5 protein-coding genes are annotated in these 15574 nt (G+C 74.4%); all 5 read right to left on the bottom strand.

Going from position 1 to position 15574, the window contains the following annotated elements:
* Positions 1 to 108: 108 nt before the first annotated feature.
* Genes ACSMXO_RS25105 through ACSMXO_RS25125 form a run of 5 tightly spaced genes read right to left on the bottom strand, consistent with a single transcriptional unit; the run spans position 109 to position 15553 of the window.
* Complete coding sequence (locus ACSMXO_RS25105; RefSeq protein ID WP_455414017.1) at positions 109 to 1365, bottom strand: cytochrome P450; 1257 nt, start codon at positions 1363 to 1365, stop codon at positions 109 to 111.
* Entirely contained in the window at positions 1362 to 3443 is a 2082-nt protein-coding gene (locus ACSMXO_RS25110; RefSeq protein WP_455414018.1) for a beta-ketoacyl synthase N-terminal-like domain-containing protein, read from the bottom strand. Before ACSMXO_RS25110 ends, ACSMXO_RS25105 begins: the two co-directional genes overlap by 4 nt.
* Positions 3440 to 6835, bottom strand: a complete 3396-nt coding sequence (locus ACSMXO_RS25115) for a non-ribosomal peptide synthetase (protein WP_455414019.1) — start codon at positions 6833 to 6835, stop codon at positions 3440 to 3442. Before ACSMXO_RS25115 ends, ACSMXO_RS25110 begins: the two co-directional genes overlap by 4 nt.
* Entirely contained in the window at positions 6822 to 10793 is a 3972-nt protein-coding gene (locus ACSMXO_RS25120; RefSeq protein ID WP_455414020.1) for an amino acid adenylation domain-containing protein, read from the bottom strand. Before ACSMXO_RS25120 ends, ACSMXO_RS25115 begins: the two co-directional genes overlap by 14 nt.
* The gene (locus tag ACSMXO_RS25125; protein ID WP_455414021.1) at positions 10790 to 15553 is read right to left on the bottom strand and encodes an amino acid adenylation domain-containing protein; all 4764 of its coding nucleotides are present in this window, start codon (positions 15551 to 15553) and stop codon (positions 10790 to 10792) included. The genes ACSMXO_RS25120 and ACSMXO_RS25125 overlap by 4 nt, the downstream gene beginning before the upstream one ends.
* Positions 15554 to 15574: the final 21 nt, after the last annotated feature.

Raw genomic sequence — 15574 nt, forward strand, 5'->3', positions numbered from 1 at the left:
TACCGAACCGAGCCGGTGACCGATCGTAATGGACTCTCTCCGTACTTGCCGGTGGAGGCGCCATCGTCCACTGCCCCGGTCGCCGGGACAGCTGAGTCGACGGTGCCGTCATCGGCGCGCCGTCAGGGCCACCGGAAGGGTGCTCAGCCCGCTGACGAAGTTCGACGGCAGCCGAGCGACCTGGCCGGTCAGCTCGATGGTCCGCACGGTCGTACGCAGTTCGGCGAGGAGGGCGCGGATCTCCGCCCGGGCCAGTTGGGCCCCGATGCAGAAGTGTGGACCGTAGCCGAAGGTGAGGTGCCGGTTCGGCCGGCGGGCGAGGTCGAAGGTGTCCGGGTCGGCGAAGACCTCCTCGTCGCGGTTGGCGGAGACGGTCCAGAGCGTCAGCACGTCGCCGGCGGCCAGGGCGCGACCGTTGAGTTCGGTGTCGCTGGTCACCGTGCGGGCGACGTGTGCGGCGGGGGTGGTCCAACGCAGGATCTCCTCGGTGCCGCTCTCCAGCAGGGCGGGATCGGCGACCAGGCGTACCCACTGGTCGGAGTGTGTGGCCAGCGCCAGCAGGCCGCCGGCGAGGGCGAGCCGGGCCGTCTCGTCGCCACCGATGACCAGGTTGTAGCAGTTCAGCAGCACCTCCTCCTCGGTCAGTGGGCGGCCGTCGACGCTGCTGTTGACCAGCAGGCTGATGATGTCGTCGCCGGGTACGGCGCGACGTTGCGCGGCCAGCCGGGTGTAGTACAACAGGATCTCGCTCTGCGCCATCCTGGCCTCGATGCCGGTCTGCTCGGCGTGTTCGCCGAGCATCGCGGCGCCGGTCAACTCCAGTATCCGGGCACGGTCGGCTGCCGGGACACCGAGCAGTTCGCAGATCGCCCGGAGCGGCACCTGCGCGGCCACCTCGACGACGAAGTCACCGCCGCCCCGCTCGAGCAGCCCACCGAGCAGGTCGCGGGTGGCGACGGTGATGGACTGGGTCACGGCGCCCAGCGAGCGCGCGCCGAACCCGCCGAGCAGCAGGCTACGCAGACCGCTGTGGAAGCGGCCGTCGCTGACCACGAGCATCTTGCCCGCGCCCGGGTCGTGACCGCGCAGCACCGTACCGAGCATGTTGCCGCGCAGCGAGGTGAAGGTACCGCTGTCCCGGACCACCCGTAGCACGTCGGCGTGCCGGGTGACCACCCAGAAGCCCCTGCCGGCGCCGAGCGCGGTGGTCGGGTGCCAGCGCACCGGGTCGTACCGGCGCAGCCACCGCCAGACCTCGGTCAGGTCACGCGTGGCGTGCAGGTACGGGTCCAGCAGGTCGATGCCGTCGACCGGGGTGCTGTCGTCGGTCGGGGTGGAGTCGACCGGGTGATCGGCGGCGGTCAATCCCGCGACTCCATCTCGTCAAGTAGGGCGGCGAGCATGGCGTCTTCGGCGCCGTCCCCGATCGCGCTGAGCCGGGCGGCGAGCTCGCGGAGGCTGAGCGGCTCCAGGAAGAGTTCCATCGGGGCCTCGATGCCGAAGTCGTCGCCGAGCCGGCTGACCAGGTGCACGGCGGTCAACGAGTCACCACCGGCGGCGAAGTACGACTGGTCGAGGTCGTCCGGACCGCTCAGCCCGAGCACGCTGACGAGCAACTCGGCGACGGCCGCCTCGGACACCCGCCGATCCCGGCTGTCCGGCCCCTCGTCCACCCGCTGTGGACCCGCGGGTGCGGACGACGGCGCGGAAGCCGGCACCGGTGCCGGCGCGGTGAGGGTCAGCGCACCGAAGCCCTCCCCCGCGAAGGGGTACGTCGGCAGGTGCACCCGCCGTGCGCCAGCGGCCGGCGCCGGCCACTCGACGGCCTCGCCCCGCACCCATGACTCACCGAGAGCGCGCAGCTCCCCGGCCTCGGCGACCTCCCCGAGCACCGCGCCCTCGAGCTGCCGCCCGTCGGCCAGCGCCGCCAACGCGCTCGCCGCCTCCGCCGTACTGCCGGCCACCACCTGGGCCCGGACGGCGAGCGAGGCCCGACCGGTACGCAGGGTATGTGCCACGTCGGCCAGGGCCGGCGGATCGGGCGTACCCAGCACGGCGGCCAACTCGCGCGCCACGGTGCGGAGCTGCTCGGGCGTACGGGCGGATATCGGGAGCAGTTCGAGACGCTCGGGCGGGGCCGGGCGGACGGGTTCGGGCGGCTCGCCCAGCACCACGTGGACGTTGGTGCCGCCGATGCCCAGCCCGGTCACGCCGGCCAGGCGCTGGTCGCCGTCCGGCCGGTCCCACGGGGTCAGCCGGGTGACCAGCCGGTACGAGGGCACGCGGTCCAGATCCGGATGCGGGCGCAGGACGTTGACCGTCGGCACCATGGTCCGGCGGCTCAGCATCAGCACCACCTTGATCAGGCTCGCCACCCCGGCGGCCGCGTCGAGATGGCCGAGGTTCGACTTGACCGAGCCGATGCCGCACGGTTCGGTGGGTGGCTGGCCGAGGGCACCGGCCACCGCGGCGAGCTCGATCCGGTCGCCCAGCTCGGTGCCGGTGCCGTGCATCTCCAGGTACTGCGCGGCGGCGGGATCCAGCCCGGCCGCCGCCCATGCCTCGACGATCGCCCTGGTCTGCGAACCGACGCTGGGCGCGGTGAAGCCCACCTTCGCCGAACCGTCATTGGTGACCGCCGTACCGAGGACGACGGCGTGGATCGGGTCCGCGTCGGCGAGCGCGTCCGCCAACCGGCGCAGTACGAGCACTCCGACGCCGTTGCCGCTGACCGTGCCGGCCGCCTTCTCGTCAAAGGGCCGGCACCGCCCGTCCGGCGCGAAGATGCCGCCGTCGCGGTACAGGTAGCCGCGCTTGTGCACCGAGTCGACCGCCACCCCGCCCGCGAGGGCGGTGTCGCACTCGCCGAGCAGCAACGCCTGCGCGGCCAGGTGCACCGCGGTCAGCGAGGTCGAACAGGCCGTCTGCACGGTCAGGCTGGGACCCTCCAGCCCGAGCCGGTACGACACCCAGGGCGCCAGGAACTCCCGATCCGTCAGGATCCGGAGCTGCATCGGGCCCAGCTCGGCGGCGAGCCGGCGGTCGGTGTTGGCGGCGAGCATGTGTTCGGTGGGGCTGCCGCCGACGTACACGCCGGTCCGGTCGGGGACGTTCCGGGGGTCGTAACCGGCGTCCTCCAGCGCGCTCCAGGCCGTCTCCAGGAGCAGCCGGTGCTGAGGGTCCAGCGCGGCCGCCTCGGTGCGGTTGAAGCCGAACAGCTCCGCCTCGAAGCGATCCGCCCCGGCCAGGTATCCCTTTGCGGGCACGTAACCCGGATGGCTCAGCTCGTCCCGGTCGACCCCTGCGGCGAGCAGTTCCTCGGCATCGAAGGTGGCGATCGAGCAGGCGCCGGTACGCAGGTTCTCCCAGTACTCGCCGAGGTCGCGAGCGCCGGGGAAGCGTCCACTCATCCCCACGATCGCCACGGCGGGCGCGTCGGTCATGCCAGGCCGCCTTTCTCTGAGTCGTTGCCGGGGCGGACCCGCGCGGTCCGAGCCGCGAGCCGGGCCCGCCGGTCCTGGCCACGGCGCCTCGACGCGTCGCGGTCGGCGCCCGGCGGGGCGGAACCGGCGGCACCGTCCAGGCGTACCGCGAGGGTGGCGATGGTCGGATACCGGAACAGGTCGACCATGGTCAGCTCGCCATCGCGGTCGGCGTCGTCCCGGTCAGCGTCGTGCCCGCGCAGCCCGGTCAGCACCGCCAGCAGCCGGAGGGAGTTGCCGCCCAGCTCGAAAAAGTTGTCGTGCACGCCGATCCGGTCCAGTTCGAGGACGCGGGACCAGATCGCCGCCAGCCGGCGCTCGGTGCCGGTGGTCGGCGCGACGTACTCGTGCCCCAGCTCTGGTCGGCCGGCCGGCGGGGCGGGCAACCGGGCCCGGTCCACCTTTCCGGTCCGGCCGATCGGCAACTGGTCCAGGTGTACGACACTCTCCGGCACCATGTAGCGGGGCAGCCGCTCGGCGAGCCAGCCGCGGAGCTGGCCGCCGCCCGGCGCCGGGTCGCCGGCACCGACCACGTAAGCGACCAGTCGCCGCCGGTCGCCGTCACCATGCACCGTGGCCGCCGCCACCGCGACCTGCGGATGGCTGGCCAGCACCGTCTCGACCTCACCCAGTTCGACCCGGAAGCCACGGATCTTCACCTGGGTGTCCGACCGGCCCAGGTAGCCGAGCACTCCCTCGGAGTCGTAGCGGCCGAGATCCCCGGTCCGGTACATCCGCGAGCCGGGTGGGCCGAACGGATCGGCGACGAAACGCTCGGCGGTGAGTCCCGGCTGGTTGGCGTAACCCCGGGCGAGATTGGCACCGGCCAGGTAGATCTCGCCGACCACGCCGACCGGCACCGGCCGCAGCCGCCCGTCGAGCAGGTACGCGCGCCCGTTGGCCACCGGCCGACCGATCACCACCGGCTCGCCGGGCCGCAACTCGGCGGTGCTGGCGTAGACGGTCGCCTCGCTCGGCCCGTACGCGTCGACCAGCCGGCGGCCCGGCGCCCACCACCGTTCGACGAGTTCGGCCGGGCACGCCTCGCCGCCGATGGCGAGTGTCCGCAGCTCGGGCAACGCACCGGGTGGGCGGGGCAGGGACATCGCGGCCGACGGCGGCAGGAAGGCGTACGTGATCCGGGAGTCGCGCAGGCGCCGGTACAGGGCGTCGCCCAGCCGCTCGTGCCCGCCCGCGATGTGCAGCTCGGCACCGGCGACCCAGGCGAAGAAGAGATCCGAGACGGCGACATCGAAGCTGAACGCGACGTACTGGAGGACCCGGTCCGCTCCGGTGACCGGGAACTGCGGGCGTACCGCGGTGGCCAGGTTGGTGAGCGCCCGGTGCGGCACGGCCACCCCCTTCGGCGTACCGGTCGAGCCGGACGTGTAGAGGAGGTACGCGGTGTTGTCCGGCCCGGGGGTCCGCGCGCTCCGGCGGCCGGTACGCTCCGGTCGGGCCGCCCCGTCGGTCACCACCACGTCCGGCGGTCCACCGGTCACCCCGGCATCCGTGACCGCGCCGACCTGCGGCACGCCCGGGGCCGCCTCGGTCACCGCCATCGCCGGCACGCCCAGGTCCCCGGACCGCTCGGCGGTCCCGGCGGCCTGACGCGCCGCTCCGGTCGGCTCCGACGCCACCAGGACGACTCGGGCACCGGCACCGGCGAGCATCTGCCGGAGCCGGGCCGGCGGCTGCTCCGGGTCGAGCGGGATGTACGCGCCGCCGGCCCGCAGCACGGCGAGCGCCGCCAAGGCCATCTCGGCGGACCGGGGCAGGCACACCCCGACCGGTACCTCGGGCCCCACCCCGGCCGCCACCAACCGGGCCGCCAACCGATCGGCCCGGTCGAGCAGCTCGCGGTAGCTGAGCACCGTGTCGCCGCAGACCAGCGCGGTCGCCTCGGGACGCTCGGCGGCGCGCTCGGCCACCAGGTCGGCGACCAGCCGGTCCGGCGCCGGCGCCGCGGTCCGGTTCCACTCGTGCAGGACCCGGTGCCGCTGCTCGGCATCGAGCAGCTCGACGTCGGCGATCGAGGTGCCCGCCCGGTCGAGCAGGCCGTCCAGCAGCACCTGGAAGCCGCGTGCCCAGTGCCGGACGGTGGCCGGGGTGAACAGGTCGGTGCGGTAGATGAGCTGCCCGACGAGGTCGGCGCCCCAGCGCTCCACGTACATCAGTAGATCGAACTTCGCCACGTCGAGCGGGAGTTCGACGCGTTCGACCCGGGCCCCCGGCAGATCCAGCTCCAGCGCGGTCTCGTCGTCGTAGGCGAACACCACCTGGACGACCGGGTCGTGGCTGGACTGGCGCTCCGGGGCCACCGCGTCGACCACCGCGCTGAACGGCGCGTCCTGGTACGCCCGGGCCGTATCCAGCCGGTCGCGGACCCGGTCGACCAGTTCGGTGAAGACCGGTTCGCCGGACAGGTCGACGCGCAGCGCCAGGGTGTTGGTCAGCATCCCGACCATGCCCTGCACCTCGGGATGGTCGCGGCCGGCGACCGGGACGCCGACGACCAGGTCGGACTGGCCGGATATCCGGTTCAGGAATGCGGTGAAGGCGGCGAACAGCACCGCGAACGAGGTGGTACCCCGGTGCCGGGCGAGCGCCGCCAGCCGCTCCCGGGTCTGGACCGGCAGGACGAACCGGTGTACGCCGCCGGCCGCGCTCTGCACAGCGGGGCGGGGCCGGTCGGCGGGCAGCCCGAGCACGGTGGGCGCGTCCCGCAGCAGGTCCCGCCAGTGGGCCACGGCGGCGGCGTACTCCCCTTCGGCGAGGCGATCCCGCTGCCAGGCGGCGTAGTCGGGGAACTGGATCGGCAGCGGCTCGACGACGGCGGGCCGCCGATCAACGTCGGCGCGGTAGTGGTCGGCCAGTTCGTGCAGCATGACCTGCACCGACCAGCCGTCGCAGACCAGATGGTGGACGGTCAGCAGGATCCGGTGGCTGCCGTCCAGGACGGCGTACACGCGGCAGCGCAGCAGCGGGCCCCGATCGAGATCGAACGGGCGCGCCGCCTCGGCCCGCATCGCCGCGTCGACCTCGGCCACCGGCACGTCCCGGTCGATCCGTACCTCGGCCGTCGCCTCGGCAGCCACCACCTGACGATGTTCGCCGCCGACGGTCCGGAACACGGTACGCAGCGACTCGTGCCGGCGTACCAGCGCGTCGAGGGCGCGGGTGAACGCGTCGACGTCGAACGGGCCGCGTACCGCGAAGGCGGTCGGTACGTGGTACTGCGCGCTACCGGCGTGCATCCGCTCCAGCACCAGCAGGCCGGCCTGCCCGGGCGACACCGGGAACTCGTACTCCACCGGTTCGGCGACCGGGGCGCTCTGCTCAGCGGGCGACATCGTCGGCACTCCCGAGACGGGCGGCATGGTCGGCACTCCGGAGACGGACAGGATTGTCGGCGCTGGTGAGGAACGGGTCGATGGCGGCGACGATCTCGGCGATCGGTCCCGGCTTCAGCACGTCGCGATGGGCGCAGCCGAGTTCGTGCACGCGTACCCGCCCGGCCGTCCGGCGCCAGGCGGCGGCCTTCGCCTCCGAGGTCAACCCGCCGGTGTCGGCGGTAGCTGAGAAGAGCAGCACCTCGCCGTCGTACCGGGACGGCCGGTAGTCGCGGGTCAGCCGCAGGTGCAGGGCACCCACGTCGACCATGGCGGCGAGCTGCTCGTCGGTCGAGCCGCGCAACGGGCCCTCGGCGGCGCGTACTGCCGGGAAGACCTCGGCCCGGTCCAGCCGGCCCACCTCGGCAACCAGCCCCGGTGGCCCGGACTCCAGCAGGATGCGCAGCATCTCCTTCTCCACCACCGCTTCGCCGAGCGGCGGGAGCGGCTCGTCGAACACGGCGCTGGCCGGCACGGCGTCCACCACGGCCACCAGCCCGACCGGTTGACCGGCCGCGCGCAGCCGGGCGGCCAGCTCGTACGCCAGCAGCCCGCCAAACGAGCGCCCCAGCAGCAGGTACGGCCCCTCCGGCTGCACCGCCCGGATCCGTGGCAGGTACTCGTCCGCCATCTCCCCCACGCTCGCCGGTGGCGGGGTGTGCCCGCCGAGCACCGTCGACTGGAGGGCGTGCACCGGGCGCACCGGCGCCAGCACCGGCAGCAGCGCCGTGTACGACCAGCCGAGGCCCATCCCCGGATGCAGGCAGAACAGCGGCGTACGGTCGCCGTCGGCGCGGAGGGTGAGCATCGGCGCCAGCCCGAGGTTGCGGGGGACGGCGTCCAGCCGGGCGGCGAGCGCGGCCGGGGTCGGCGCGTCGAACAGCGCGCTGATCGGGAGGCGGGTGCCGAGCGCGCTCTCGATCGCCGCGACCAGCCGCATCGCCAGCAGGGAGTGGCCGCCGGCCTCGAAGAAGTTGTCGTCCGGCCCGACCGCCGGCACGCCCAGCACCGTGCCGAACAACTCGCACAGGCTCGCCTCGCGGTGCGACGACGGAGTTCCCGCACCTGGTTGTCCGACGTGCACCGTCGGTGCCGGCAGGGCGGCCCGGTCCACCTTGCCGTGCCGGGTCACCGGCACCCGGTCGATCCGCTGGTAGCCGGTCGGCAGCAGGTGTCCGGGCAGCCGTTGCGCCGCGTGCCGGCGTACCGCCGCGAGGTCGCCGTCCGGTCCCAGCACCAGGTACGCGACGAGTTGCCGGCCCCCGTCCGGCCCGGGTTGGGCGGCGGCGACCGCGCGGTGCACGCCGGGGCAGGATTCCAGCACCGCCTCGACCTCACCCGGCTCGATCCGGAAGCCCCGGATCTTCACCTGGTCGTCGGCCCGACCGACGAACTCCAGCTCCCCGTCGACGGTCCAGCGCACCAGGTCGCCGGTGCGGTACATCCGGGCGCCCGGCTCCGGCGAGTACGGCGCGGCGACGAACCGCTCGGCGGTCCGGGCCGGCCCCAGGTAACCGCGCGCCAGGCCGGTACCGGACAGGTACAGCTCGCCGACGGTGCCGACCGGTACCGGGCGCAGCCGGGCGTCCAGCACGTACGCCCGGGTGTTGTCGAGCGGACGGCCGATCGGGACCGGGCCGGTGCAGCGGCGGATCGGGTGCCGGGTGGCGAAGGTGGTGGTCTCGGTCGGGCCGTAGCCGTTCACCAGCCGGAGGTCCGGGCAGGCCCGCCGCACCCGGCGTACCGCGTCGGGGTCGACGACGTCGCCGCCGGTCCACACCTCGCGGAGACCGGCGAGCACGTCCGGGGCGAGCTGCGCCACGGTGCGGAACAGCTCGGCGGTAAGCCAGAGCGCGGTGATCCTGCCGTCGGCCAGCATCCGCCCGAGGGTGTCCGGCTCGACCGGTCCGGGCGGCGCGACCACCACGGTGCCGCCGGTCAGCAGCGGCACCCACGTCTCGTACGTGGCCGCGTCGAAGGTGTCCGGGCTGTGCAGCAGTACCCGCGCGTGCGCGCCACCGGCGAAGCACCGGTCGGCGGCCAGCTCCAGCAGGTTGCGGTGGGTCGCGACCACTCCCTTGGGGACACCGGTCGAGCCGGAGGTAAACATCACGTACGCGGCCGAGTCGGGGTGCGGCACGCTGGGTCCGCCCCGGCCAACCGGGCCGGCGCCCGATCCGGCGGCATCCGCCCCGGCGCCGTCCGGGGTGACCACCCGGATGCCGTCCGGGAGCCAGTCCGGCGCCCGGTCGGCCAGTAGGGTCCGCACCCCGGCGTCGGCCAGCAGCCGGACCAGCCTGGACGCGGGCTGCCCGGGGTCGAACGGGACGTAGTGGCCGCCGGCCATCAGCACCGCGAGCTGGCCGACCACCAGCTCCGCCGACCGGGCCAGCAACAACCCGACCGGTGACTCTGGGCCGACGCCCGCGCCGGCCAGCCGGCCGGCCAGCGCGTCGGCCCTGTCGGCCAGCTCGCGATAGCTCAGGATGCCGGCGTCCGACTCGACCGCCGCCGCGTCGGGGGTACGCGCCACCTGGGCCGCGAACCGCTCCGGCACGCTGCGACCGGACGACGGGCGCGCGGTGTCGTTCCAGGTGACCAGCAGGCGGTGCCGCTCCGCCGCCGGCAGCACGTCGACCTGCTCGATGGCGGTGCCCGGGTCACCGGCCAGCACCTCCAGGGCCCGGACCAACCGCCGTACGACCAGTTCCGCCTCGGCATCGGCGAAGCAGTCAGCGCGGTAGTCGAGCCGCAACGACACCCGCTCGCCGACCAGCAACGCCACCGTCAGCGGGTAGTGGGTGGCGTCCCGCACCTCGACCAGCCGCGGCCCGCCGTCGGAGGACGGGTCGTCCGCACCGCGCGGGAAGTTCTCGAAGGCCAGCACCGTGTCGAAGAGTTCACTCATCCCGGACAGTCGCTGCACCTGCGCCAGCGGTACGTGGTGGTACGGGATCAGCCGGAACTGCTCGTCCTGGAGGCGGGCCAGCAGCTCGCCGACCTGCTGCCCCGGGCTCAGCCGGACCCGGACCGGCACGCTGTTGATCAGCAGCCCCACCATGGTCTCCACTCCGGCCAGGTCCGGTGGCCGGCCGGACACCACCGCGCCGAAGACCACGTCGTCGGTGCCGGTCATCCGGGCGAGCACCGCCGCCCAGGCGGCCTGGGCCAGCGTGTTGACGGTCAGCCCGGCCGCGCGGGCCGGCTGCCGTACCGCCGCGTTCAGGTCGGCGGGCAGCTCGAACTCGATCGTCTCGGGCGGGACCGCGGTGCGGGGCACCGGACCACGGGCGACCAGGGTCGGCTGCCGGATCCCGGCCAGCGCCGCCCGCCAGGCCACGGTCGCCGCCTCGCCGTCGTGGCCGCGCAGCCAGGCCAGGAAGTCCCGGAACCGCGGGGCGGGCGGCAGCTCGGCACCTCGGCCCGCGTACAGCTCGGCGAGTTCCCGGATGACGATCGGCATCGACCAGCCGTCGAGCAGGATGTGGTGCAGCGTCAGGATCAGGTCGGTCCGGTGCGCGCCGAACCGGACCAGGGTGCCGCGCAGCAGCGGCGGTCGGGTCACGTCGAACCGCCGGGCGCGGTCCGTCGCCAGGAGCCGGCGCAGCTCCGCCTCCGCCTCGGCCGGTCCGTGCTCCGACAGGTCGGCCTCGGTCCACGGCAGCGTCACCTGGCGCGGTATCACCTGCACCGGCCGGGCCAGGCCCTGGTGCCGGAAGCACGCCCGCAGGTTCGGGTGCCGGACGAGCAGACCCGTCACCGCGGCCCGCAGCCGCTCCGGGTCCACCGGACCGTCGATCCGGAACCGGGACTGCACCAGGTAGACGTCCGGCCCCGAACCGTGCACCAGCGCGTGGTAGAGCAGGCCCTGCTGACCCGGTGCCAGCGGCAGTACGTCGGCGATACCACCGCCGCTCACCACGACCCACCCCCACCCGGCCCGTCCAGGTCGGCAGCCAGCGCGTCGAGCTGCTCCTGGCTCAGGTCCACCAGTGGAAAGTCGGAGCTGGTCGCGCCGCCGGCCCCCTCGGTCGCGGCATGCTCGGCGAGGACCCGCAGCGCCGCCCGCCAGTGCTCGGCCAGCTCGCGCACCTCCGACTCGGCGAGCACGCCGGTGGCGTACGACCAGGTGGCGACGAGCTGCGGGCCATCCGTACCCACCCGGGTCACCGCGTCCAGCTCCAGGGCATGGGTCAGCGGTACGGCATCCGCACAGACCACGCCGAGCAGCTCGGCGCCGCCGATGGCCGACTCGAACCGGCCGAGGTAGTTGAATCCCACGTCCGGCTGGGGCAGCGCGGTCAGCGTGGCGGCGGTCTCCGGGTTGAGGTAGCGCAGCAGTCCGTACCCCAGCCCCTCGGCCGGTACGGCCCGCAACTGCTCCTTCACCTGTTTCAGCGCCTTGCCGGTGTCGGCCCCGCCCCGCCAGTACGCCTCGGCGGCCGCCTCCCCGGCATCCAGTCGGACCGGGAACCGGCTGGTGAACCAGCCCACCGTGCCGGCGAGGTCGACCCCGTCCACCCGCGCGTCCCGACCGTGCACCTCCCGGTCGACGAGCAGGCCGGTGCCCCGACCACGCCACCGGACGACGGCGGCGAGCAGCGCGGTCAGCAGGACGTCGTCGGGACCGCACCGGAAGGCCGTCGGGACCTGGCCGAGCACCGGTTCGGTCTCGACCGCGGACAGGGTAACCGGCACCGTCGCCCGCCGGCCCGCACCGCCGCGTCCCGGCGCGAGCCGGGCCTCCGGTCCGGAGAGCACGCCCTTCCACCGGGGAAGCTCGTCCACCACCTGGCCGGCCCGATCGTGCAGCAGCTCGGCCCAGCGCCGCAGCGACGTACCCGAGGGCCGACCGGCGGGCGCGGTGCCCGGTGCCGACCCCGCCGGCACCGCTGCCGGGGCTGCCGGTCGCGCCACCGCTGCCGGAGCCGATCCGGCGGGCGACGCGGTCGCGGCGGTGCTCGGGTCCGCGCGCAACAGCTCGGTCAGTTCCTGGCGCAGGATGTGCAGGGACACCGCGTCGACCGCCAGGTGGTGCACGGTCAACAGCAGTCGCCCGGCCCGCTCCGGCCCGCCGTCGAACCAGGCCGCCGCCAGCAGGTGGCCCGCATCCGGCGCCAGCCGGACCCGGGCCGCGGTCTCGCGGATCGCCGTGTCCCGGTCGGCGTCGGTCATGGCGACGGCGTCCACCCGGACCGCCCCGCCGCTGACCTGCGCCGAGCCCGGCGGCGACACCTCCACCTCCCAGTCGTCGGGAGCGTGCCGCAGCAGTCGCAGCCGCAGGGCGTCGTGCCGGTCGGTCAGCGCCCGCAGTGCCGCGTCGACGCGATCGAGGTCCAGCGCCGCCGGGACCGGAAAGTGCACCGAGAGGGCGAACGCGGCATCGTCGGTGGCGTGCTCGCGCCACCAGTGCATGATCGGGGTGAGTGGGAACCGTCCGGTTCCAGACCGCTCCGGCCCGGCGGTCGGGGCGGTCGCGGTGCGGGCGAGCAGCGCCAGCGCGGCCGGCGTCCGGGCGGCGAAGACCTCGCGGAGGGTGACTTCCAGCCCGGCGGCACGCGCCCGGCCGGCCAGCAGGATCGCCATGATGCTGTCCCCGCCGAGCTCGAAGAAGCCGTCGTCCACGCCGACCTCCGGCACGCCCAGCACCTCGGCGAAGAGTGCGCAGAGCAACTCCTCGCGGGCGCTGCCCGGCCGGCGCGACGGGGGCCGTGGCCCGGCGACCGGGGCGGGCAGCGCGGCCCGGTCGAGCTTGCCGTTCACGGTGACGGGCAGGGCGTCCAGCGGCACGAGCGCGCTCGGCACCATCTGTACGGGCAGTTGGGCGAGCGCGTACGCCAGCACCGCGTCCACCCGAAGCTCGGCTCCGGCGCGCGGCACCAGGTACCCGACCAACCGCCGGTCTTCCGGGGTGTCCTCGCGGAGCACCACGACGGCCTGAGCCACCGCCTCGTGCCCGGCCAGTACCGCCTCGATCTCCGCCGGTTCGATCCGGAGCCCGCGCAGCTTCACCTGCTCGTCGGTCCGGCCGAGGAAGTCCAACTGCCCGTCCGCGCGCCACCGCACCAGGTCACCGGTGCGGTACATCCGCGCGCCGCGCCGGCTCGCGAACGGGTCGGCGACGAACCGTTCGGCGGTCTCCCCCGGCCGCCCCAGGTACCCGCGGGCGACACCCGCACCACCGAGGTACAGCTCGCCGGGCACGCCCACCGGCACCGGGTGCAGCCGGGCGTCCAGCACGTACACCCGGGTGTTCACGATCGGGCGGCCGATCGGCGGGGCGCCGGTACCGGCCGACAGCGGCTCGCTGATCGTCGCCGCGACGGTGCTCTCGGTCGGCCCGTACGCGTTGCGGAACCGGCGGTCTGGGCTCGCCCACGCGGTGACCAGGTCGGGCGGGCAGACGTCCGCCCCGACGCAGAGCGTACGCAGCCACGGGTAGTCGCCGGGCGGCACGCTCGCCAGGACGGCCGGTGGGAGCAGCGCGCAGGTGACCCGGCGCTCGTTCAGGACCGCGCCGAGCGCCGCCCCGGCCAGCGGACCCGGGGGCGGGATCACCAGGGTGCCGCCGGAGCCGAAGGCCATGCACAGCTCGGCGACCGAGATGTCGAAGCCCGGCGAGCTGAGCTGGAGAATCCGGCTGTCGGCGGTCAGCGCGAACCGGCGTACCAACGCCTCGGCCAGGCTGGCGATGCCGGCGTGGCTGACGACGACGCCCTTCGGCCGGCCGGTCGAGCCGGAGGTGTAGACCAGGTAGCCGGCCTGACCCGGAACAACCGGGTCGGCCACGGCGGTGGCGGCCGGATCGTCGCCGGTCGTCGCCGGGGCCAGCACCAGCCGGGGTACGCCGGTGTCGGGCAGCGCCGATGCCGAATCGGCGTCGGTGACCACGAGCACCGGTCCGGCGTCGTCGAACAGGAACCGAATCCGGTCGGCCGGGTGGTCCAGGTCGACCGGCAGGTACACGCCGCCAGCCCGCTGGACCGCGACCACGGCGACGACCATCGCGACGGTACGCCCCAACGCCAGCGCCACCACCCGCTCCGCGCCGACGCCGTGCTCCCGGAGCCGGCCGGCCAGCCGATCGGCCCGGTCGAGCAGTGCGGCGTAGCTCAGCGACAGCTCGTCCGACTCGACGGCGACCGCGTCCGGCGTGTCGGCGGCCCGGCGGGCGACCAGGTCGGCGATGGACGCGGCGGGTACGTCGACCGAGGTGTCGTTCGCCGTCACCAGCAGCCGCCGCCGGTCCGGCCCGGCAAGCAGGGCGATGGTGTCGACCGGTGCGTCCGGCTCGGCCAGCAGCCCGGTCAGCAGGACGGGGAAGCACCCGGCCCACCACCGGACCAGCTCGGCCGGGTAGACGTCGGTACGGACCTCCAGGGTGCCGGCGATGCCGTCCTCGGTGTCCCGGGTGATCCCGACGATGTCGTGTTCGCCACCGGTGTGCACGCGCTCCGGATCGGCGATCTCCCGCAGCGCGCGGACGCTCTCCTGCCGGGGCAGGTGCATGAACACCCACTGGAACAGCGGGGATCGGCCATGCGTCCGCTCCGCCTCGACCGCACTCACGATCCGGCCCACCGGTACGTCGGCGTTCGCCAGCAGCCGGGGAAACTCGGTGGTGAACCGGCCGAGCAGGTCGGCGAAGCTCTCCGTGGGCCCGATCCGCCACCGGGTGGGCACCGCGTTCATCACGTACCCGATGACCCGGTCCAGTCCCTTGGCCGACCGGTTGGCCGTCGGCGTGCCGAGGACGAAGTCCGGCCGCCCGGCCAGCCGGTACGCCAGCACCGCGAACGCCGTCATCAGCACGGCGTACGCGGTGGCGCCACGCTCCCGGGCGAACGCGCGCAGCGCCGCCTCGGTCTCGGCGTCGACGTGGAACGGGACCTGCCCGATCCCGGATCCGCTCCCCGGTACGGCGGCCGCGGTGTTGCCGACGGTCAGCGGCCCGGGCAGCTCGGCCAGGTAGTCACGCCAGAATCCGAGCTGCGCGTCGAAGACCCCGGACGCGTCCAGCTCCCGCTGCCAGGCGGCGAAATCGGCGTACTGGATTTCCGGCCGGCCCCGCCGCGGCGCGCTCCCCGCCCGCACCGCCCGGTACGCCTCGACGAACTCGCCGTGCAGGATGTCGAACGACCACCAGTCGGTGGCGATGTGGTGCAGGGCCAGCACCAACGAGGTGCGGGTGTCGTCGACGGTGATGAACTGTCCCCGGATCAGCCGGTCCCGGCCCAGGTCGAAGGGGCGGCGGCTGAACGCCGCCAGCGCCTCGCGCAGGGTCGTCGCGCTGCCGCTCAGGTCGAGCCGCTCCAGGCTGAACCGGCCGGCGGGAAGGATGTCGAGTCGCAGCTCGCCGACGCTGCCCGCGATCTTCGCCCGGAGGATGTCGTGCTGCTCCTGGACGATCGTCAGTGCCCGCTCCAGGTCGGCCACGTCCACCGGGTGGTCGAAGTGGTAGGCGCAGCACAGGTTCAGCGCGGGCGTGCCCGGATAGAGCGACTCGTAGACCCAGAGATCCTCCTGGGCCAGACTGAGCCGTACCGGGCCGGCGGTGTCCCGCGGTGGCACGATGGCCGGGATCTCCCCGAGCCGGCCCGCCTCGACGAGCCGACGCAGCAGCTTGATCCGCTGCTCGCCGGGCAGCGCCGCGAACCGGCCGGCCGTCGAACTGCTCATTCCGGCACCCCGGCACCGAAC

The organism is Plantactinospora sp. DSM 117369 (assembly GCF_053764795.1).